Source organism: Paenibacillus jilunlii, from assembly GCF_900102965.1.
GTDB classification, from domain to species: domain Bacteria; phylum Bacillota; class Bacilli; order Paenibacillales; family Paenibacillaceae; genus Paenibacillus_AQ; species Paenibacillus_AQ jilunlii.
This window is the reverse complement of the sequence record NZ_FNGM01000012.1, coordinates 221,947-243,696: the sequence shown is the minus strand read 5'-3', so window position 1 is coordinate 243,696 and position 21,750 is coordinate 221,947. Positions and strand designations below refer to the sequence as shown.

The following is a 21,750-nucleotide window of genomic DNA, read 5'->3' as shown; positions in this document are numbered from 1 at the left end:
GAGTTGGGTAGTGCTTGCAATCTTATACTTGTAGATGATTTGGCTTTGCGACAATTCCCCCTCAAGATAATCCCTAACCGCTTGGAGTTTGAGCTCCTCAGAATATGTACGGTTATGAGTCCGAACGTCTAGCCCCTCGTAACCGTACAACTCATACCGTCGCCGCCATTTCATAATAGAGTTCTTGGTTACTCCGAACTTTCGGGCTGCAGCCTTTACTCCGATAAATCCCTCTTTAATTTCTTGGAGGATCGTTAATTTTTCGAACGCTGTAAACTTCTTTTGTTCCATAAAAATGCTCCCCATACAGTAACAGGTTTTTATTATTTCACCTGTCTACTATATGGGGAGCATATCATGCCGGGACACCCTCTTGGCATGCGGTTTATGAAGGTTGCTTCCGGCCAACCAGTACGGTCAGATCCACCGAAATCTCCAGTTCATTCAGTTGAAGCACGGTCTGAAGCTTGTTCTGGTCCGCAGCCCAGGACAAGGGAGTCATGCTGACCAGCTGCTGAAGGAGAGGGGGTTCTAGGCTGACCTTATACTGGAAGCGCCGGGCCTCGGTTATTTCAAAAGTCTCACTAAAGCGTTCGCGGATTTCGCTGTCCACGTTCGTTTGTCTGCTTAACCGGCCATAGAGCAGCTCGCGCAGCTCTTGAAGATAACCGGGTCCGGGAATGACTTTGACGATGATTCCGTCAGGAGTAAGCAGCCGCTGAAATTCAGCATAGCTGGAAGGGGCCAGGATGCTCAGAATCGAATGAAACTGCCCGCTGCCAAAGGGCGAATGAGCAAGATCGCCTACACACCAGATGGTATTTTCGTTAAAGTTCCTGGCAGCGAGCAGGATGCCTTCTTTTGAGATATCGAGTCCCACTCCAAGCAGTGACCGGTGCGGCCCGGCCGCTGCGAGTTCCTGAATGGCTGCCAGATGCGACCCTTCCCCGCAGCCGGCGTCGAGAATCCGGTGCGAACTGTTACCGGCAAGCTTCCGGCCCGCAATCAGCCCGGAAATATAGGTGTCAACGGGTTCAAAGAACCCGCTGTTTACGATTGCTTTTCTGGAGGCAAACAGTTCTTTACCGTATTTTCCTCCCGTCGGGCGGGAGAGCAGATTGATATATCCGTCCCTGGCCAGGTCAAAGCAGTGATGATTGCTGCAGATCAGGCTTTTACACTCGGTCAGGCTCATGGGACTTGCGCAAAGCGGACAGCAGAACAGTCCCGGATTAGCAGCCATAAGCCCGGCCAGAATCATTTTTTTCGTTGTTGCGGACATGTGAAAACACCCCATTCATTCGTTATGGTTGAATGAAAAAGGCACAAACAAATAAACCCAAGTCCTTGTCTTTTCAAAAAAAGACCGGGTTCAATGTAATGTGCCTCTCATTAACGTAAACGAATGAATTTTATGATCATGGCCGCTCGCTCCAATTCGAAAAGTAGGGGGAGATCCCTTTTCCAATATAGCATTATTGGCCGCCGGCTCAAAGAGGCAGGAGAATATTCCCTTGTGGCGAATCCTATCTAGATGATGTTCAAGTTTGAGGAAAAGAGGTTTTGTCATGTCCCGAACCTTTCAGGTGATGCTGAAAAAGGTAGTCGATGACTCCTACGCGATTGAGATTGGGGAGCTGCTGTTCGATTCGCTGATTGCGGATTTGCAGCAAGGATTGGTGCCGAATGTGAGCAAATACGCCATTATTACAGATTCTACGGTAGAGCCGCTCTATGGCCGGCCCTTGCTTGAACGGCTGCGGCAAAATGGCTTTGCGGCTGAGTTGTTTTCTTTTCCGGCAGGGGAAGCGTCCAAAACCCGGGAAACGAAGGCGCTGCTGGAGGATCAACTGCTAAGCCGCGCTTACGGGCGGGACTCCTGCATTATCGCTGTAGGCGGCGGGGCGGTGACGGATCTGGCCGGATTTCTGGCCGGAACCTTTGGCCGCGGAGTGCCAAGCCTGAATTATGCGACAACGCTGCTGGCCGCAGCGGACGCATCGGTCGGCGGCAAAACCGGTGTGAATACCCCGGTGGCCACAAATCTGATCGGCCTCTTCCACCAGCCGCGTAAGGTGTACATAGATTTGGCCGCTTGGCGCACCCTTCCTGCACGTGAGTTCAGAAGCGGGCTGGCCGAAACCATCAGGCATGCGTGCCTGGGGGATGCGGATTTTTTCAGCTATCTGGAAGAGAATATGGGCAAGGTCATTTCGGATCGCGGGCAGCTCGTGCTTGATGCCGGGGTCTGTGAGCATATTGCGCTGGCCAACTGCCGGATCAAATACGAAGTCGTAGAGCAGGATGAGCGTGAGAGCAATTTGCGGCAGATTCTGAATCTGGGCCACACCGCCGGGCGGGCGCTTGAGGCGCTAAGCGGCTATACCCTGCTGCATGGAGAAGCGGTTGCGATAGGGCTGGTTGTTCAGGCTAAGCTGGGAGTGAAGCGCGGATACATGACTGAAGATCAGGCAGAGCGGTTAATTGCGCTGCTGAAGAAGGCGGGATTGCCGACGGAAATGCCGGCTTCCATCTCGAACAGACAGCTGGTGGATAAGATGTATACCGATAAAAAAGTACGCAGCGGCCGCATCCGTTTTGTGTTCCAGGACGGGATCGGCGCGATGAAATGTTTTGCGGATGGCTCCTATTCCATTCCGGTTGAAGAAGCCGACATCCTGGCTGTGCTGGAAGAGATGCCCCGCGTGTAGGGTTTCTTATGGCATTTTTTCCACTCTACTCAAAACAACAAAGGCTGACCCAAGCAGCCACTTTATGGCTTTTGGGTCAGCCTCTTTTTTAAAATATAAGAATTTCTATGCTTCACGCTATAAATTATCCTTCTATTTCTCGCTGAAACGGGTACCGTCCTAATAAGGACGGTACCCGTTTCTACTTGTTATCCTTATTGCGGGAATTCCGCTTATTTGGCTGATACGGACTTGTACCAGTCGTTGACTTCCTTCGTAATTTGGTCGCCGCCGTTAGCCTTCCAGTTGGTGACGAATTCGTCAAAGGCATCGACCGGCAATTTGCCGTAGATGATCTTGTTGAAAGTTTCCATCTCGGACTGGCGCAGCAGGTTCCACTTGGAGACCATAGTTGGTGTGGCTGCACCGGTGAAATAGTTCTGCTTGCGGATATCCTTCTGCGACATTACGATCTTGGCGGCAGCCCAGTTCTCCGGCTTGCGGAACTCAGCCATTTGTTTCTCATAAGGCGTTACCGGTTTTTCACCGTTTGCAAGCTTGACGAGTGTCTTCATATACAGATCAGGAATACGGGCCGGACCGGTCAAGAACGGGAATTCATTGTTGAAGTCTTTGATCTTTTCTTTATCACTGGTGGGCTGGCCATCAATAATATCCCAATCGTAGCCTTTGGCAAAGCCATATTCATACGGGCTGCCTGCAGCCGGATTAGCCATGTTGTCGAGTAAATAATTGTAGTACAGGAAGATGGCTTCCGGATGTTTGGCATCCTTATTGATCATAATACTCGCATTGACACCGGAATTCTGCCATTTGGTGCCGATCAGACCATCCGGTCCTGCAGGGATAGGATAGGCCTTATACTTGGAGCCTTTTACATTCTTGAGCAGATCGGGAGCAGGCCAGTCCGGTACCCAGTTGGCCCCTGGCAGAATGCCTGCGGTGCCTTTGGTCCAGCTTTCGGCTGATTTCCCTTCATCCCAGAGCGCGGAGTCCGCATGAATATAACCTTTATCCATCCATTCCTTCAGCTTCGCGAGGGCTTGCTTCGCACCCGGATTCACGGAACCATACTCCAGATTGCCGTTCGCATCCTTGTTCCACTGCTCCTCAATGGTGCCGTAAGCGCCAAACAGCCAGTCCAGCGAGCCCATCCAAGTGTTAGTTTTGTTTTTTAGTGAAATTGCGAGCGGATACACGTCTTTGGGAGCCAGACCATCAGGGTTCTGATTCTTGAATTTGTCCATAATATTTTCCAGGTCGGCGATGGTCTTGGGCGCCTCCAGATTCAGCTTCTCCATCCAATCCTCGCGGAGCCACAGCAGCGTATCGTCATTGTCGGTGTATTCCAGGATTGGCATATTATATTTCTTGCCGTCTCTCATGAACGGATACCAGAGCTCGGGATGTGCCGCCGCATGGTCCTTCAGAATTTTGTTGGCGTACTTGTCAAACAGCTCATCAATCGCAATGAACTGGCCGGAATCAATCAATTGGTTGGTTAATACCGCATTGGTCGGAACCGATACGAAATCAGGCAGCTTCTCGCCGGAGGAGATGGCAAGCTGAAGCTTTTGTCTGTATTGGTCGTCATTGGCGGGGTACCAGGTATCTTTATGTTTGATCCCCAGCGTCTCCAGCATCCAGCGGTCATGTACATTGTTTTCCTTCGTGTCGCCGTGCGCGTATTTCTTCGGCATTAATACGGAGCTGATCTCAATCGGCGGGTCGTATTTGCCTTTGGCGAAGGCCGCATCGGCTTCAGACGTGCTGGCACTGCTATTGGAAGCGGCATTGCCTTTTGATGCATTCTCATTCGATGTTCCGCTGCAGGCTGTGAGTGTGACGAGAGCCGTAATCATGAGGAACGAGCCTAATTTGTTGAGCTTAACCATCATCATTTCCCCCTACTATGTGTAATCCTTACATGTGTACTGTACCAACTGCGAGGGGTGGGTATCTATATGAGTTTCTTAGTTTCGATAGGACTCTATTATGCTATTTTTTCCCGTCCCGGTATTCCTGCGGCGTGACCCCAAACTGGCGTTTGAATACTTTGATGAAATAGGCAGGGTCCATATATCCAATGTCTGTGCTGATTTCATACACCTTTTTGGAGGTAGTCTTCAGCATATGGCAGGCACGGTCCATGCGCAGGCGTGAGATGTATTCGCTGATGCCTTCGCCCGTTTCAATCTTGTAGATTTTGGATAAGTGGGTCGGATGCAGATTGACATGGTCGGCCAGAACCCGCAAAGAGACATCAAGATGCAGATTCTTATCCGTAAATTCCTGAATTTTCTTCACGTAGAGGGAACGGATGTCTTTGATCTCGCTGGAGGTTCCCTCTTTCAGCTTGCCAAGCACGCTGAGTGACCACACTCTGAGCTTGTTGATGGAGGTAAAGGCTTCCCCGCTCTGCAGCTCTTCAATATCTGTCCCCAGCAGCTTCCCCAGGGTATGTCCATTCCGGTGCGCCAGATTGGAGAAGGCGGCCGTGATTAAGAATCCGGCTTCCATGCAGTGCTCCCAGGATTCGGGCCATTTCTCATCCAGCTCCGCGCAGACATCTATCAGCTTGGCTCCGGCTGCCTCCCAGTGGCCGGATTCAAGCAGATTAATCAAGGAAGGCGGGGTGTACAAAGCGTCCAGCGGCCCCTGTTCGGATGGTTCGTGCAAGTCGCTTACCCTCATGACGAATTCCCGCTCGTCTCCGACAATCTGGCGGAAATAGGCTGAAGCCTGGCGGAACTGCTCGGGCAGCTGGTCAGGGAACCTGAACCATTCCGTAATCACAATCGACAGGGAACCCTTCAGGAATTGCTTTACCTTGTATTGCAGCTGCACGGACAGCTGCTCCAAAAGGCCGTCTCTCCCCAGGTCTGCGGCTTTTTCCTTCAGCTGCAGCAGAAATACAAGATAACCATGCTCTTCCTTAACGCCCCAGACCTCCATACATTCGCCAATGATCTCTTCGGCCATATTGATAACCGCATATTCAATAAGCGGCTGGCCGTTGTTTTTATATTGACCGAATTCTTCTTCCAGCCGGACAAGCATCAGAGCACAATCTCCGCTCTGGAAGGGAAGACTGTAATTTTCCAGCTTGCGTTCCCATTCGTCGGCGGGCATCCGTTGGCCCTGCAGGGCATTCAGCAGGAGCTGGCCGCGCAGCAGCGGCAGATTTTCCCTTAGGGTATATTGGGTCCGTTCCAGGGAACTGATCAGCTCCCACTCTGCGTTCAGTTGTGCAATCGCGGTTTGGACGGCACCTAACAGTTCGCTGTCTGTCGGCGGCTTGAGCAGATAATCGACTGCGCTGTGCTGAATGGCGCTTTTGGCGAATTCAAATTCCGAGTGCCCGGATAAGATAATACATTTGATTTTCTTATCCCGTCTCCGGATTCGCTCCATCAGCTCAAGTCCCGTCATTTCAGGCATTTGAATATCAGAGATCACAATGTCTATAGGGTGTGTCTCAATAATCTGAAGCGCCTCGGAAGCGGAGTAAGCCTTGTGTACTTGTTCAATTCCCAGCGTGTGCCAGGGTTTGGTCGTGGACAGGTTGTCCACCCAGTGGGCTTCATCGTCAACAATGATCATTTGCATATGCGGTGTCTCCTCGTAAGTTAGTAGGCAGAGAATGCCCTTCCTGGGCCGGAATTTCCCAGACTATCTCTGTCCGGAAGCCGCCCAGCGGCGATTCCGTGAAATGCAGAGCGGAATGATTGCCGAACTGGTGAATGAGCCGCTGATTCGTATTCCAAAGACCGCAGCCCATCTCCTCCTGCAGCGGCTCCCGCATCTTGCGGTTGAGCGCTTCCTGCTGCTCCGGGCTTAGACCCGGTCCGTCGTCGTCGATATACACCCGGCAGCAGCCGCCGGAGATCTCGCCGCTGATCCTGATTTCACCGGAGCTGTACGATTTGCCGACCCCGTGGATGACGGAGTTCTCCACAATCGGCTGCAGGAGAAGGCGGGGGATAGAATAGCTCAGCATCTCCTGCGGAATATCTATGTGATACTCGATCCGGCCATTGCGCAGCTTCTGGATATCCAGATAGTTGACGAGCAGTTTGACTTCATCGTTCAAGGTGGCTGTATCCCGCTCCATCCGGGTCGTATAGCGATAGTAGGCGCTAAGATTATAGGCCATTGATACGACGGCTTCCTCATCCTTCATCTGGGCCATGTTGATAATATAACCCAGGCAATTGTAGAGAAAATGCGGATTGATCTGCGCTTGAAGCTGCTTCAGGGTGGCTTCCCGGGCCCGGATTTTTTCGTTGAAGACATTTTCGATGAGATCCTGAATCTGATGGGACATATCATTGAACCGGTAGAAGAGGAATGAGAATTCGTTATGTTCCTCTGAGTGAAGGCGTACGGAGTAGTCGCCCCGCTGCACCCGCCGGAGCCCTTTGATCAGTTTTTTGATGGGCCGCTGCACATTCTGGTAGAGCAAAATGGAGGCCGAAATCCCCACGACAAACAGCAGCAGCATGGATACATAGAATAAATTGCGGCTGACGGATATAGGCCCTAGGATGCGGTCAAGCGGCACAACGTCAACCAGATACCACTCCAGATAGGAGGATTTGACGGAGCTGACCAGATAATTTTTATGTCCCAGACTGATTACGTGCTGCGTGCTGCTGTCCGGCGAATGCTTATCCAGATAACCGATCAATTCAGCGGTTAACTTCTGGTCCGCAGTACGGTTCAAGATCGGCGTTTCGCCTTTGTGATAGAAGAACGGATCACCCTGTCCCCCCTTTTTATACGTATCCAGCATGTTCTGGATATTCTCCGAACTGAAGCTGGCTTCGACCACCAGATCGCTTCCGGTAAGCGTTCCCTGCGGGGCGATAGAATCGCTATGGAACCAGTAAAATGCCTTGGATTTCCTGGAGGAATCCGTTCCGTCGTCGCTGTAGGTCCATTTGCCGCTCATATTTTGAATCAGGTAATTTTCATCATACCCCGTGGGTTTGTCGTAATTGGAGATGACATCCTTGTTCTGCTGGGAATATACAGCGTACCTGGAAGGCCAGACATCGGTTAAGCCGGACTGAAGCATCATCTTCTCCTGAATGACAAAACGGGTCTGCATACGGTCATAGCGGTCCTCCCAGATGCCCAGGCCGTTGAATTTCCGCACATTCGGGTCCTTGGAGAACACGAGGCTGAAATCCATCATCTGGTTAATCCGCGAATCAATCTGGCTGGACAAAAAAGTGAGCTGTTTGGTGTTGGACTCCTGCAGCTCTTTGCTTACCACATCGAAGGTGACGTTGTTTGAATACGTATACACAATAATAATCGGCACAAACAGCACAATAATCAGACTGTTCATTTTGGCGGATAAACTAAATCTGTTCCAGGATTTTTCTTTCACGATCATAAAAGCTTGACTAAAACCCATTTGTGTCCCCCCAGACAATGCCCTAATAAATCCCTATGCGAGCCTAACAAAGTAATATAGTCAAAGCTCAGAAATGCTTGCTACTATTTATATCAGAGATTCATACAACACACAAAATAATTTTTTGAAAGCGGGAGAGAGCGATGGAAGCTAACACTATACAGCAGGTGAATCCTGGAAAAACGCCGCGCCTATCGGGAAAAAAGAAGGTCAAGCAGCCGTGGATGCTCCACTTTATGGTGCTGCCGGCGGCGGTTATGGTGTTTATATTTTCTTATATTCCCATGGGCGGAATCCTTATGGCCTTTCAGGATTATAAGCCGAAGCCCGGATTATTAGGCTCTCCTTGGGTAGGACTGAAACATTTCGAATACATGTGGCAGAACGATTATTTCCTGCAGATTACCTGGAATACACTGTTCTTCGCCGGCACAAAAATAATCATGAACTTGATTATCCCGTTCTTCTTCGCGCTGCTGCTGAATGAGGTCAGAAAAATGGCGCTCAAAAGAACCATCCAGACGCTGGTCTACCTGCCGCACTTCCTATCCTGGGTTACCCTTTCGGGGATTCTGATTGATATGCTTGCCCAGACGGGGCTCATCAACCAGTTCATTTCCAGTGTCTTCGGCATTAAGCCGATTTTCTTCCTGGGCGACGGCAGCTGGTTCCGGTTCACGATCATTTTCAGTGATGTCTGGAAGGAATTCGGGTTCAATATGATTATCTTCCTGGCCGCGCTGTCCGGGATCAGTCCCTCCCTGTACGAAGCTGCAGAAGTGGACGGAGCGGGGCGCTGGAAGCAGACGATCTATATTACCATTCCGGCGTTGATCCCGATTGCGATTGTTGTAGCCACCCTGGCACTGGGCAACGTGCTGAACGCGAACTTTGACCAGGTGTTCAACCTGTACAGTCCTTTGATCTATCAGCAAGGCGACATTATTGACACGTTTGTCTACAGAGAAGGTCTCCTCAGCGGACAGTTCAGCTTTGCTACGGCCGTGAATTTGTTCAAATCGGCGATAAGCTTAATTCTGATCGTGATCTCCTATCGGCTGGCGTACCGTTTTGCCGGCTACAGAATTTTCTAGAAAGGATGACATCCCATGTATCACAAAACACTGTCCTACCGCGTATTCAGCGTATTCAATAATGTCTTCCTGACGCTTATTTCCGTACTGTGCCTGCTTCCGCTCTTTCATCTGCTGATGGTGTCGCTCAGTTCAACGGCTCCGGCCAATGCCGGGCTGGTAACCTTTTGGCCGATCGGATTCACCCTGGAAGCCTATGCAAAAACGTTTGACAACGCCAACTTCCTCTCCTCCCTGTGGGTGTCGGTAGAACGTACCGTGCTGGGAACGGCAATGGCTTTGGTGGTGAACACCATTGCTGCCTATGCACTCTCCAAGGAAACGCATGTTTTTCGGGCACGCAATATTTACCTTTGGTATTTTGTCATCACGATGCTGTTCAGCGGCGGCCTGATTCCCGGCTACATCCTGATTTTGAAGCTTGGGCTGATGGATTCCCTGATGGCGCTGATCCTTCCGGGACTGGTCGCGGTCTTCAATATCATCCTGCTGCTGAATTTCTTCCGGACGGTGCCCAAAGATCTCGAAGAAGCCGCCTTTATTGACGGGGCAGGGCATTTCCGGACCTTTTACAGCGTGTATCTGCCGGTCTCCATGCCCGTGCTGGCCACGGTCTCCTTATTCATTATGGTTGGACATTGGAATGCATATTTTGACGGGATTATCTATATCAAGGATGCTTCTAAGCTTCCGCTGGCGACCTTTATGCAGACCATTATCGTGCAGGCCGACATGTCGAAGCTTGATCCGGCTGCCGTAGCCAATCTGTCGCAGCGTACCATCCGGGCATCACAGATATTTATCAGCGCCTTGCCGATCCTGCTGGTCTATCCTTTTTTACAGCGGTATTTCGTAACCGGGATTGTGGTCGGTGCTGTAAAAGAATAGCCTGATCTGCAATAGGATCTCCCTCTATAAGGCACATATAAAGAAGCCGGTACTCTCCTTCACAGGGGGCATCGGCTTTTTTGTTATTTCTCAGGAAAATACAGGTTTGCTTGGAAGGACTGTGGAAGGACAAAGGGGGAGGATCGTACAAATCTGCACGACAGATTGAACTTGAAAAATTAAGAATAAAGGGAAAAGTGGCGGACGCATCATCAGTCACCGGACTTCAACCGCTAAAGGCGGTTCCAATCAAGAAATTCTTACGACAACAGCGGCTGGAAGTCCAAACATTCCCCGCAGTGACGACCATACCCCACAATGTAAAACTAATGTCCAGCTTATATAGTGTTTGCGAAGGAGCGGGTGAGCAGTGCTAGTTGGAAAAAAGAAACTTATTTCTCCCGGAAATCAACAATCATGGGATTTAAGTGGAAAAAGGAAACTTAATTAGGCATTATTTACTCGTTATGAGTGAAATGAGCTGAATTAGTTATCCTTTTTCCACTTACCCTGCGGAGAAGATGGTACTGGAGCAATTTAGTTAACCTTTTTCCACCTAATATAAGCAATTGTGGCGAGGATGACTAATGAATACCATAGACTCTGAGTACAGAAGCAGGGGAGATTTAAGTTTACTTTGTCCACCTGGAGTTGCGATAGGCTGCCGTAAGATCTTCCTTATGGATTAGGGATTGGATTCATACTCCCCAATGATTCTACTATAAATACAGGCACGTACTCCTCCCCGGCATCGGTCCCCGCATAATCATAGCTGTACTGGAACTGGCCGGTTGCCAAGGCAGGCCCGGTTACGGTACCCACATTTCCTTGCAGCGCCAGATAACGCCCGCCTGCGTTGGCCACAGGTCTGCCGGTGGTATCAATATAAATATTAACCTGCAGGGTTACAGTCTCCAGGGGGTGAAGTTCCAGCTCCGAGGCCTCGATTAGCGGATACTCCTGATAGATTTCAGCAAATTGGTAAACGCCATTCGTCTGGCGGTATATCGCTGTCTGGCCGTCCGAACCTTCTCCCATATCCGCATTGGCGACGCGGATGGAAGCATCATCCGGCTGCAGCTTGTAGCTGCTGCCGGCAAACGAGAAGAGCAGTGAGATTCCTTCAGGCTTGATGGTATAGCCCGCGAACGAAGTCCGCCCATCTTCGCGGCTGCCTTCAGCGACCACAACCGGCACTCCGGCAAGGGCGGAGAGCTGGTCATCAAAAGCAAGGCGGCTCAGCGTCTCAAAGCCCGGTATAATCTCTCCGGTCCTTGTAGTAACGGCTCCGTCCTCGCTCATGTCCGCATAGTACAGCTGTCCGCTGCTGTCCGTTCCGGCGACAGCGAGTCTGGCCCCGTATTTCCCGCTGACAGAAGTGGTCAGGACATATTTGCCCGGCGTTTCTCCGCCGGGAAGAAGCCGTGCAGGCTCAGCCATATTCCACGCGAGCTGTGCAGCGGCAATTTCTGCTGTTGTGTCCTGAAGCGGGGCCAGATCGCTATAGCGCTGAATAGCCTCGGCGTACCCGCCGCTGCGGACCAGCCTTGCAGCGCTGCGGAGCAGCTTCGCGGTGGTGCTGTCGATCTGGGACAGCACCTTGGAAGACGCCAGGCCAGCCGCGGCGGCATATTTGCGGTACGCCGCAGCATGGGCGGAGAAGGCCGCAATCTGGCCGCCGTCCATATCTTTGCTGAGGATAAGCTTGGCGCTTTTCTCTATCTGGCTGGCTATCCAGGGAGCCGTATAGCTGTGGCTGCTGTAGGCATCGGTAAGAGACAAGGCGTAATCCAGCATGGGGGAGAAGCTGCCGGCCGCTGCAAGCGCCTTAAGCCGGGTAATGTCATACGATTTGAACTCCGAAGCCAGCAGTTCCTTTTTGGCATCCGTCCCCCCTAAGTACACATCGGGAATACGCAGCAGGTTCCATTTGAAGATGTCTCCGTCATTAATGGCATTGCTGCTGCCGCTCCGGCCCGCCGCCAGCTCGGCAAGAAACTGCGTCTTGAATTGCTGGAAGCCTGTCCCTAGCTGACCGGAAATGCCTGAATCCGCCGACAGCTGGCGGTAATAGGATTCATAGGGCCCGCCTGATTTCATATATTGGTTTTTGAGGCTCAGCAGGGAGGCATAGCTCTCCATGAAGCCGTCAAAATCTTTCGTAGTCAGCTGGTCTTCAATCTTTAGCTTAAGTAGTCCCAGTCCGCTGCGGATCGTTGTAATCGGGGCCAGCTCCTGCAGCCTTGCGGCGATCTCCGCTTCCTTGTAATGAATGGAAGAGTTCGCCTGCGCCAGACGGTATTGATTTTCGGCGGCAACCAGGTCACCGGCGGCGTAGAGACGCCCCGCTTCCCGCACCGTCCCCATCTTACTGTGGAGCTTGACGCCCTTCTGTCCCAGCAGGACCAGCATCACTATACACAAAATGATCATAATATTCCGCAGGGATAAGACTTGTTTGATCGTCATAATATAGTAGCCCCTTTGTAAATTACAGTACATGTCCGGCTTGCAGTACTCTATTTAAAAATCGGGGTCCCAGCGGTACTTGGCCTCGCGGACTTCCGCCACTTTGAGATCCAGGCCATTCCAGGCCTCGTACGGACTGGAGGCTATCATTCTGGACAACCGCAGAAAACGGTCCTTGGGCAGCTCTGGTATGTATCTTCCGATCATGCCGGAGTAGAGCAGCACGTAACGCTTTAACCGCACCGCCGCTCCGGCTACCGCAGTCAGAATCGCTGCCCCTTTGTCCATTTGAAGAATCTGTACCTCATAGGTTTTGACATAGCGTAATGTGCGGTCCTTGATAAGCTCGGGCCGCACTTTGGCAATCTCGCCGATATATTCGGCAAGCAGCGGTTCGAAATCCTTAAGCAGCAGCTGCTCCAGCTCCAGCTGCATGTCCTTGCGCAGCTGGAAGCCGTGGAGCAGAGCAACACGCTGGCGGGAGATCCGGTCGCCGCGCAGCAGAATGGAGATTTCGCGCAGCTTCTCGTAAGCCAGCACATCGTTCTCGCGCAGGACGGATACCGCCTCCTGGCGGTTGATCTCCAGACCTTCGCGGATGCTGTCCATGCTGCGGCCAAGCAGCGCATTCAGCGCATACAGATTTTCGTTCTGGCGCACTTTACGCTGCGTAAGGAAGAGCAGTCCGGCCAGCACGATTCCGCCGGCCCCGCATAGCACCATCTGCTGCAGGCTTTGACCGAAATAGACCGCTCCCAAAGTCAGCAGGAGGATGAACAGGAGCCGTGTATGCAGTTTGCGTCCGGCCAGGGCAACGGCGTGCGGCTCTACTGCCGTCAGGGCCGCACGGCCGCATTGGCCGCATCTGTCTTCACTGAGTGCGGTATAACGGCCGCAGCGGCGGCAGATGCGCAGCTTGTCAAAGGCGTACCGCGGAGTTTTGAAAGGCCGGAATGTCACGGGTTTCTTGTTATTTACGGGCATGGTCGCCTCCGTTCAGCGCAGCCAGCAGGCGCTCATCAATGTCATCACGGGTCTGCGGCTTACGCTGGCGTGAAGCATAAATGAGAATCTGAATGACAGCATAAAGAAACGTAATCCCGAGAATGGCGTATGAAATCATGGAACTCTTCCTTTCTTCTTGGCAGCATGGCGGCCCGGGGTGCGGAAATTAGCCCTGGAATGGCAGAGCAGTAATGCAAACAACGTTTTTATCAAAATTTCAGGAACGTAGTCTATACTTAAGCTGTTGATGATTTCCTGAATAACGACTATTAGAGCCAGCCCCGGTCCTGCGGTCCTAAAGTTGAAGTTTACAAGGTTTAATTATATCATAATGGCATGCTATTGACAGAATTTAGCTATACTGACGACTCTGCCGTATCTTCCCTAATTTAACACAAGAGGAGCCCTATTTATGCTTCGTACACCGTTTAAGCCTTACAAGACAGCCAAGAAAATAATGCGGCCTATTTTTCTGCTGCTCCTGGTATTGTGCATTTTTGCCGCTCCATTTGCGGCCGGAAGAGCAAGCGCAGCATCGCCCGCGCCCTCTCATATTGACGCTGTACTATTGATTGATGTCAGCAACTCCATGAAAAAGAGTGACAAGAACAATATCGCAGGTGAAGCGATGAAAATGTTCATAGATATGCTGTCGGCGCAAGGTGATAAGGTCGGAATTGTGGCCTATACCGACAAGGTCCAGCGGGAGAAGGCGCTGCTGCAGATTGGCTCTGCCGCCGACAAGCAGGATTTGAAGGACTTCATTGACGGCCTTGACCGGGGAGCCTATACGGATATTGCCGTCGGGATGGAAGAGGCCGTGAAGGTGCTGGAGAACGGCAGCGATCCGGGGCATGAGCCGATGATCGTGATGCTGGCGGACGGCAACAATGACCTTAATGAAGCAACCGGCCGGACACAGAGCCAGTCGGACCAGGAACTGGATGCAGCGGTGGAAACAGCCAAGCAGAAGGGCTATCCGGTCTACACGATCGGGCTGAACGCCAACGGCAAGCTGAACAAGGAGATTCTGGCCGGGCTGTCCAACAAAACGTCCGGCAAGGCGTTCACCACCGATTCGGCGGATGATCTGCCGCAGATTCTCAGTGAAATTTTTGCCGACCATTTGAAGCTGAAGGTTGTTCCGGTGCAGTCCATTACGGCGAATGGCAGCTACCAGGAGGTCACCGTCAATGTACCCAACGGCAGTGTGCTGGAGGCCAATATTTCTATTATGTCGGCGCAGCCTGTTACCGCTAAGCTGACCGATCCATCCGGCAAGGAAGCGGCTATCCCCTCGAACGATGTACTGCTCTCCAAATCCAGCACGTACAGCCTGATCAAGCTGCTGTCGCCGGAGCAGGGGGACTGGAAGCTTCAGGTGAAGGGCGTGCCGAAGGACAAAATTGATATCAATCTCGTGTTCAACTATGATCTGGAGCTGAAGCTGGACGCGCTCCAGTCCAAGACTTACAAAAAGGGCGATACCGTAGAAATCTCCTCCCACCTGTTCAGCAATGGGGCTCAGGTAACGCTCAGCAGCTTATATCAGGATATGAAGGCGGTGCTGCTCGCGACAGATACCGATACAGGGAAGGTGCAGGAGCTTCCGATGGATAACTCCGGTGCGGTGTTCAAGGGCTCTTTTGAGATTCCGGAGAGCCATAATTATGAGCTGAAGGTGCGGGCGGAGGAGAGCAGCTTCTACCGCGAAAGCGATGTGCTCACGATCAATGCCAAGACGGGAGCTGTGGCTACAAGCACCAGCCCGCCGGCTGGAGCAGGCGGCAGTGAGCCGGCACAGGATAAGTCTTCATCCAAAACTCTCTATTATATCATTGGCGGGATTGTGCTGGTATTGGCGGCGGCTGTGGTGTTGTGGCTGCTGCGCCAAAAATCAAACCGCGGCTTTGTCGGCCAGATGGTAGTGGAAGTGGTCGACGGCAACACCGGCGAGAAGACCTATCCGCAGTATAAGAAGCTGGCGGCCTTCCGGGGCAAATTCACCCTCCACCAGCTGCTGCAGCTGGCACCGGAGCTGAAGGAGAGCGAGAAGCTTGTATTCACTCCAGGTAAAAATGACCGCCTGATGCTGCGCGGCAGCGAAGAAATATCTGTTGAACGGTCCGGACGTGTGGTCGATACGGCCCGCGGTCTGGAGCTAAAGAGCGGCGACCGCATATCTGTAGCGCTGCAGACAGTAGACAAGACCATTTTACTTGAGTATTTGATATAAGGGGGAGCACTCATGAAACCGGTAGTAAGAGAACATATTCAGCAGCTCGACGTATCGCTGGGCGGAGGAATCGTCAGCGACAAAATCAGAGTAGACACCATTGACAACCCGATCCTCATCATCGGCCTGGGCGGCACGGGCATCGACGCCCTGCTGCGGCTGAAATACCAGATTAACCGCCGCTTCAAGCTGCCCGAAGATCCGTTGTCCAAGAAGAAACGGGATAAGCCGGACAACGTGGAGTTCCTGGCATTTGAGACAAATGAGCAGGACCGCGGCAAAAAATACAAGGGCATCGGCCTTGACCCGCAGAATGAATTCGTGCTGCTGGCCAATGCCGAGATCGGCGGACTTCTGCAGAACCGCAGTATTCTTGAACCGTACATTACGGACTGGCTGTCGCCGGAGCTGAGCATAACCGATGGCATGAACGGGGCCGCCGGGGTGCGCCAGGCCGGACGGCTGCTGCTGTTCACGAAGATCAATCAGGTTGTGGCGGCTATCGACAAGAAGATAAAGACCCTTTCTGTAGGTACCAGCAAAAAGCTGATGGTATTCCTGCTTACCGGCTTGTCCGGGGGAACGGGCAGCGGCTCGTTTCTGGATATAGCCTATATCGTGCGCGGAATTATTGAACGCGACTACGGTTCTGCGGGCATCGACCGCGTGAATACGCTCGGCTATTTGTTCACGCCGGATGTGAACCTGTCAAACAAAAGCCTGAGCGAGCATACCCGTGAATATATCCGCAAGAACGGCTATGCAGCGCTCAAGGAACTGGATTACTGGATGAACGTCGACAGCCGGGGCGAGCGGTTCCGGCAGCAGTACGGCAATATTTTGACGGTGAATTCACCGCTGCCTCCGTTCAACCTGTGCCATCTGATCTCCGCGACCAATACCGAAGGCAAGCTGCTGGAGAACGCTTATGACTACTGCATGAATGTGACGGCGGAGAATATTACGAACTTCATGGCCAGCGAGGAAAAGCAGTCGGGCGAGGAATTCGCGATCCACGACTATATCAGCAACATCCGCACGAACATTGCGCAGATGAACAAGACGTATCCTGCCAATTATGAATACAACATCATCGGCGCTTCTTCTGCGGTGCTGCCGATTGAGGAAATGACGACGTATCTGGCATTCCGCCTGTTCGACAAGATGGATAAGATGTTCCAGCAGGCACCGGGGCAGGAGGATGTGGAGAAGCTGGCACGCAAGCTGGGCATCGATCTCGACAGCATGATCAAAACCTTCGAGTCCCGTGTGCCGGAGCCGCTGCCCGGCTATGAGAACAGCGAACGCCTGAACCACAGCAATGTCATCAAACATCAGGTGGTGGATATGGATACGGAGCTGGAGCAGAACTTTCTGGCCCGTGCCCGCGAGGAATATATCAAGTCCAAGAAGCAGCTCCCCGGAGAAATCACCGGACGTTTCGGAGAAGAACTGGAGCGTATCTTCCTGCATCCCGAGCAGGGCCCGTTCTATGTGTCGCGGCTGCTCTATACCGAGAAGGGCTTCTGTATTCTGAAGCTGATCCAGTCCTATATCGAAGCGCTGCGCGAGAGCCTGCTGCGGCTGCCGCGTGATATTGAGACGGCGCAGGACAGCGCGCAGGAGAAGCTGGGCGATGCGCGGAGCGCTTTTGTCTCCAAAGAGAAGAAGAAAAATGCCTATATCGAAGCCAAAATCAATGAATACTGGCTGCACGCCGACGTGGAACGCACCGAGCAGATGATTGAATTCTATGAAGATCTGTTCGAGCTGCTGAATGAAGAGAACAACCGGATCTATGGGGTGTTTACGGAGATTCTCAGCGCGCTCAGCACGATCTTTGAGAAGAACGGCGACATCCTGATCAACGGTGAGGAGCAGGCCGACCACAAAGGCAACAAAACCTACTATTGGAATATCGTCAATGTGCCGGACATTGCGTCAACCATCTCCAAGGTGATGGACCAGAAGGACGGTGACGATCTGATCCGCGACTTCACGCGGGAGATGCTGAAGCATTCCGGGCGCTGGGTCAAGGAACAGGAAATCGACATTGTACGCTCCATTTCCGAGTTTCTGAGCGATAAGTTTGGCGACCTGATCACCCGTTCCATGGAGGAATTCCTAGTAATGAAATATGGACGCGAGGAGCCGCTGGACAAATTCGTGGAACGGATTATCGCCGGACGTCTGGATGAGGATGCCGTACCGATTTTCCACCTGAGCAACAGCTCCGGCAGTCTGCACTTCCCGTCCTGGGGTTTTGTCTCTGTGCCGGTTAAGGCACCGGGCATCCTGAAGGGAATCCGCAATTACCAGAACAATGCGCTGGGCAAATCGCAGTTTACCATTAAGGAAAGCCAGGTTAAAAACCGGATTTTCTGGCTGAATACGCGCAACGGGGTGCCGCTGTTCGTATATACGCCGCTGCGGGTGTACGAAGAGAATTATGAACGGACCATCCTCGACAAGGAAGGAATCGGACGCCATCTGGTGATGACCGACAAGAACAACTGGACGTACCTGCCTTCGCCGATTCCGGAAAAATCCTGGGGCGATACCTACGTCAACAACCGTGTCCGTGAGTACAATGCCAGAGTGCGGGCTGATTTTGCCAGAGCGCTGGAGAGTGGAGTCATTATGGAGAAGGGCCTCGACGAAAATACGAGCAGCCGTTTCTCGGTCATCCTCACAAAGCCGTTTGATGTGGATAAAATGCTCAGCGGCTATGACCTGCAGCTTGGGAATTCGCGCCCAAATCTGGGTGAGGTGAAAAAAGCGGCCGACGAGTTGAAGTCACTACGCGCAAGTGGACTGGAACGCGAAGGAGCCAAAGACATTTTTGGCAGTATTAACCAGGAGCTGGCGCAGGAGAATCTGATCCGTTCGCCGCAGCTGATCGCGCGTGTCCGCGAGGAATTGGCCAAATATGATGCGCTGGCAGCCAAAGCGGCTGAACTGGAAGGGCTGCTTCATCAATATCTTGACGAAGACAAGTGGATCGACCAGTTCATTGAGGCGCTGTACACCGACACTATCACCAAAAAAGGTGCACTGTACGTCTATGACCGCGACGAGGAAGAGGACGCTTGGGAGCCGTTCGCCAACTTAATGAAGGAACGGAGCTATGTGGAGTATGCCGTCTACCGGCATTTCCGCGGGCTGGATGAGAAGAGCCGCAGCGCTCTGCTGCGCAAGGCGGCGCGCCGTGCCGGGGAAATGACTGCTGCTGAGGATGTCACCCCTCTGCTGTATAAGCTGGAGGGATTGTATGTCTCCTTCCTGGAAGCGCGCGACAGTCTGGAATATGAGCGGGTAGAACATGCGGACGGCGATGAAATGTACAGCTTCTACCAGAGCCTGACCGGCAAGCTGGGCAGCATCCGCAGAAAGCTGAAGTAAGCCTATGATCAAAGCACAGGCATTAACCTATGCAGAACAATATGCGATACAGGAAGAAGCGCAGCGGAGCAAAGGGGACGGGCGCAGCAGCATCCATTATCCCGCTCTGTTCCTGTTCCTGGGCGACAAGGTGGCTCCGGCCATCGGTCCGGTGCTGGACGGCTGTGAGCGGAAATGGGACAATGCGGGCGGGATTATGGCGCTGCATGCCGCGTCCGCCGGCGCAGAGCAGGCTGGCGATGGAAGCCAGTCACAGCCTGAGTACGCCGGCAGCAGGAACCGGGCGCAGGCCGAGGGCAGCAGAAGAGAGCGGGTTATGGGGATAGCCTTGCCGGAAACGGCAGGCCGCGATCCCCGCACAGTCCGCCAGGACATCTACCGCGAGTTTCACGAAGACAGCCGGTTTCTGGCCGGGATGAACCGCAGCCTGCGGCGCTTAAGCAACAGCATAGCGGATTATGGACGGCTGTACTCTTCTTTTGACGTTATCCATCTCTCCATCATTACGCGGGTCGATGACCCGCTTAATGTGCTGCTGCCGGAGGTGGCTCTGCTGGCCCGCGCCGTGCTCAGCCAGTCGTTCAAGTCGGTGCAGACCGACCTGTATGCGCTGATCAATGAGCGGGAGCAGGGGGACAACTTCGGTTACTCCAGCTCGGTAGGGCTGGCTTTTCTGCGTGAGCTGGACGGGATGCAGCAGGCGGGTTACACCCTCAGCGCTCCTCTGCTGGTCACGGAAGACGGGCTGTCCATACCGGTGGCCCATGGGCCTTCCGCACTCTTTGATCTTGTCTATCTGCTCTCGGACAAAAACGAACGGGGCATGATGTCAGCTCATGGCATGGACGACAACTACGAAATTATTGCCCACATCAGCCTGCTCAAGAACCGTGTCCGTCCGGCAACAGATACGGCTACAGGACACGGCGGCTACAATAATATGACCTTCAAAAGTGGCATCCGGGGCAGCTCAGGAAGGCAGGGCTATGCATCCGCCGGGTTCTCGGCGGTGCGCCGGCCGAACCGGCAAATCGCCCTTGCGGTGCTGTATCATGCCTTTCATTATCTGGCTGCGAAGCTGCAGGAGGGCGGGGCGGCCGGCCTGCGCGAGCGGCAGGCGCTGCTTGGCCTAAGCGCCGATTCCCTGCGTGAACGGGCAGCGTCGCTGCTGCCGGATGAAGCGGGAATTGAAGAGATGACCGGGCTGATGAGCCACGGCCGGCCCTCCTATAGCGAGCTGAAGCCGCTGTCGCTGCGCGAAGCCGAGACGCTGCTGTTCGGAGACGGCGGGCAGGCCTATTTCCGCAGCAATTTTGCGGAGGTGTCCGCCAGAAGGGTGGCGGACATCGACCCTGCCCGCGAGTGGGCCGCTGTGCTGTCGGCCCAGGAGAAGGCGGTTCCGCCGCTGACGTTCTACCAGCTGGCAGAATGGACCGCCGAGCAGCCTGGCGGCGGTGGCAGTGTGCTGCATGCGCTGCGCCAGCATATGGCCGGGCTGCGCGCGGCGATTCTCTCCGCGCAGGAGGAGCTGGAGCAGCTCTACGCGGAGAGCGTGGAGCGCCAGCCGTTCCAGCGCGTGCCGCTGCTGGACAAACGGACCGTGCGCAATTTCATTCATTATTTATTTGCGCAGCTGTACGGCAGGAAATATGAGCTGCTGCGCATGGAGAGCGAGCTTGCGCTGTGCCTGCGCTACGACGCGGCGCTGGAGCAGCTGCACGCGGAGAGCAAAGCCAAGGTGCAGACCATGGAAGCGCTGGAGGAGGAGCTGCACAGTCTGGCGCTTGCCAGCATCGGGCGTACCAGCGAGACCGTGGACCAGAACATTATGGAGTATTACCGGAACGTCACGGAAGAGGTGATGCGTGATATTGAAGCGCGGCGCGGACCGGGCATCTTCTTCAGCGACCGCTTCCTGGGCAGCGTTTCGGAGTTGCTCCGCCAGGGGGGCGCTGTGGTAGCTGAACGGCTGATTGAGCTGTGCCGCCGGGAGCTGCTGACGGCGGAGGCGTTCGCGCTGCCTTTCGAGGAAGAGCTGCTGCGGCGCGCCAATGTCGCGGCCGCTTACGACAACCGCGAGATTGTCTCGCGGGAGGAGCTGTTCAAGCGGCTTTACCGCAGCCTGGAGGACGAAGCCTGCATCAACGTCCGCCTCTTCGAATACACGCAGGAGCACCGCCATGAGGAGAAATATTTCTTCGGCGACAGCAGCTCCGAATTCCTGCGTTATGCCTTTGGTGCGGATGAGACGACACGCATCTACCGCCTCGGCTTCGTACATGAGCAGCGCAGAAGCGGCATTGAGAAGCTGAACCTGATGGGCGGCTTCCATCTGGAGGATCTGCTCTACTACCGCAACGGCAAAGTCTACTATGAGACTTATGCCACCAGCGGCTACCGGCTGCACGGCATCACCGAGGAGCAGCTGCCGGAGCTGCGGTAGGCGGGTGGGGGCAGTAGGAGCGGGCGTTCTGTTGCAGAAAGTGCAATAGAATGGCTGGAAAGCCGCAGCGAGCGGGC

Annotated in this window: 14 protein-coding genes; 6 read left to right on the top strand and 8 right to left on the bottom strand. The window is 53.4% G+C overall.

Annotated features, from left to right (window positions below; translation table 11 throughout):
• Together BLQ82_RS20540 and BLQ82_RS20535 are read right to left on the bottom strand one after the other, a co-directional pair.
• Positions 1–291: transposase (locus BLQ82_RS20540; protein ID WP_167544712.1), on the bottom strand; the 291-nt coding region annotated here is incomplete at its 3' end.
• A gap of 94 nt (positions 292–385) precedes the next feature.
• On the bottom strand, positions 386–1,282 hold the full coding sequence (locus BLQ82_RS20535; RefSeq protein WP_062519509.1) for a putative RNA methyltransferase: 897 nt from the start codon (positions 1,280–1,282) through the stop codon (positions 386–388).
• Positions 1,283–1,568: 286 nt separating this feature from the next.
• On the opposite strand from BLQ82_RS20535, the gene aroB reads away from it, so the two are divergent.
• Positions 1,569–2,711, top strand: coding sequence for a 3-dehydroquinate synthase (aroB, locus tag BLQ82_RS20530; protein WP_062519511.1), 1,143 nt, complete (start codon positions 1,569–1,571; stop codon positions 2,709–2,711).
• A gap of 212 nt (positions 2,712–2,923) precedes the next feature.
• On the opposite strand, the gene BLQ82_RS20525 is transcribed toward aroB, so the two are convergent.
• From BLQ82_RS20525 to BLQ82_RS20515, 3 genes are all read right to left on the bottom strand, one after another.
• The gene (locus BLQ82_RS20525) at positions 2,924–4,606 is read right to left on the bottom strand and encodes a type 2 periplasmic-binding domain-containing protein (protein WP_062519517.1); all 1,683 of its coding nucleotides are present in this window, start codon (positions 4,604–4,606) and stop codon (positions 2,924–2,926) included.
• A gap of 103 nt (positions 4,607–4,709) precedes the next feature.
• Positions 4,710–6,320, bottom strand: coding sequence for a response regulator transcription factor (locus BLQ82_RS20520; protein ID WP_062519521.1), 1,611 nt, complete (start codon positions 6,318–6,320; stop codon positions 4,710–4,712).
• Complete coding sequence (locus BLQ82_RS20515) at positions 6,301–8,136, bottom strand: sensor histidine kinase (RefSeq protein WP_062519524.1); 1,836 nt, start codon at positions 8,134–8,136, stop codon at positions 6,301–6,303. The genes BLQ82_RS20520 and BLQ82_RS20515 overlap by 20 nt, the downstream gene beginning before the upstream one ends.
• 143 nt (positions 8,137–8,279) lie before the next feature.
• On the opposite strand from BLQ82_RS20515, the gene BLQ82_RS20510 reads away from it, so the two are divergent.
• On the top strand, positions 8,280–9,230 hold the full coding sequence (locus BLQ82_RS20510) for an ABC transporter permease (RefSeq protein WP_062519526.1): 951 nt from the start codon (positions 8,280–8,282) through the stop codon (positions 9,228–9,230).
• A gap of 15 nt (positions 9,231–9,245) precedes the next feature.
• Positions 9,246–10,118, top strand: a complete 873-nt coding sequence (locus BLQ82_RS20505) for a carbohydrate ABC transporter permease (protein ID WP_025707514.1) — start codon at positions 9,246–9,248, stop codon at positions 10,116–10,118.
• A gap of 678 nt (positions 10,119–10,796) precedes the next feature.
• Here BLQ82_RS20505 and BLQ82_RS20495 read toward each other — a convergent pair.
• Genes BLQ82_RS20495 through BLQ82_RS32115 form a run of 3 tightly spaced genes read right to left on the bottom strand, consistent with a single transcriptional unit; the run spans position 10,797 to position 13,710 of the window.
• Positions 10,797–12,587 (bottom strand): hypothetical protein, encoded by a 1,791-nt coding sequence (locus BLQ82_RS20495; RefSeq protein ID WP_062519532.1) that lies wholly within the window; start codon positions 12,585–12,587, stop codon positions 10,797–10,799.
• Between the two features lie 54 nt (positions 12,588–12,641).
• The gene (locus BLQ82_RS20490; RefSeq protein ID WP_062519534.1) at positions 12,642–13,571 is read right to left on the bottom strand and encodes a hypothetical protein; all 930 of its coding nucleotides are present in this window, start codon (positions 13,569–13,571) and stop codon (positions 12,642–12,644) included.
• Positions 13,558–13,710, bottom strand: coding sequence for a hypothetical protein (locus BLQ82_RS32115; protein WP_157243743.1), 153 nt, complete (start codon positions 13,708–13,710; stop codon positions 13,558–13,560). Before BLQ82_RS32115 ends, BLQ82_RS20490 begins: the two co-directional genes overlap by 14 nt.
• 294 nt (positions 13,711–14,004) lie before the next feature.
• Between BLQ82_RS32115 and BLQ82_RS20485 the strand changes: the two genes are divergently transcribed.
• Genes BLQ82_RS20485 through BLQ82_RS20475 form a run of 3 tightly spaced genes read left to right on the top strand, consistent with a single transcriptional unit; the run spans position 14,005 to position 21,673 of the window.
• Entirely contained in the window at positions 14,005–15,828 is a 1,824-nt protein-coding gene (locus BLQ82_RS20485; RefSeq protein ID WP_074648453.1) for a vWA domain-containing protein, read from the top strand.
• 12 nt (positions 15,829–15,840) lie between these two features.
• Positions 15,841–19,230 carry a tubulin-like doman-containing protein gene (locus BLQ82_RS20480; protein ID WP_062519540.1) on the top strand — a complete coding sequence of 1,130 codons (3,390 nt, stop codon included), beginning with the start codon at positions 15,841–15,843 and terminating at the stop codon, positions 19,228–19,230.
• Between the two features lie 4 nt (positions 19,231–19,234).
• A complete protein-coding gene (locus BLQ82_RS20475; protein WP_062519542.1) occupies positions 19,235–21,673 on the top strand; it encodes an FtsZ/tubulin family protein in 2,439 nt (812 codons plus the stop codon).
• Positions 21,674–21,750: the final 77 nt, after the last annotated feature.

Excerpts from the sequence above, each read along its gene's own strand:
- BLQ82_RS20535 (WP_062519509.1), bottom strand. The coding sequence starts at position 1,282 with ATGTCCGCAACAACGAAAAAAATGATTCTGGCCGGGCTTATGGCTGCT.
- aroB (WP_062519511.1), top strand. The coding sequence starts at position 1,569 with ATGTCCCGAACCTTTCAGGTGATGCTGAAAAAGGTAGTCGATGACTCC.
- BLQ82_RS20525 (WP_062519517.1), bottom strand. The coding sequence starts at position 4,606 with ATGGTTAAGCTCAACAAATTAGGCTCGTTCCTCATGATTACGGCTCTC.
- BLQ82_RS20520 (WP_062519521.1), bottom strand. The coding sequence starts at position 6,320 with ATGCAAATGATCATTGTTGACGATGAAGCCCACTGGGTGGACAACCTG.
- BLQ82_RS20515 (WP_062519524.1), bottom strand. The coding sequence starts at position 8,136 with ATGGGTTTTAGTCAAGCTTTTATGATCGTGAAAGAAAAATCCTGGAAC.
- BLQ82_RS20510 (WP_062519526.1), top strand. The coding sequence starts at position 8,280 with ATGGAAGCTAACACTATACAGCAGGTGAATCCTGGAAAAACGCCGCGC.
- BLQ82_RS20505 (WP_025707514.1), top strand. The coding sequence starts at position 9,246 with ATGTATCACAAAACACTGTCCTACCGCGTATTCAGCGTATTCAATAAT.
- BLQ82_RS20495 (WP_062519532.1), bottom strand. The coding sequence starts at position 12,587 with ATGACGATCAAACAAGTCTTATCCCTGCGGAATATTATGATCATTTTG.
- BLQ82_RS20490 (WP_062519534.1), bottom strand. The coding sequence starts at position 13,571 with ATGCCCGTAAATAACAAGAAACCCGTGACATTCCGGCCTTTCAAAACT.
- BLQ82_RS32115 (WP_157243743.1), bottom strand. The coding sequence starts at position 13,710 with ATGATTTCATACGCCATTCTCGGGATTACGTTTCTTTATGCTGTCATT.
- BLQ82_RS20485 (WP_074648453.1), top strand. The coding sequence starts at position 14,005 with ATGCTTCGTACACCGTTTAAGCCTTACAAGACAGCCAAGAAAATAATG.
- BLQ82_RS20480 (WP_062519540.1), top strand. The coding sequence starts at position 15,841 with ATGAAACCGGTAGTAAGAGAACATATTCAGCAGCTCGACGTATCGCTG.
- BLQ82_RS20475 (WP_062519542.1), top strand. The coding sequence starts at position 19,235 with ATGATCAAAGCACAGGCATTAACCTATGCAGAACAATATGCGATACAG.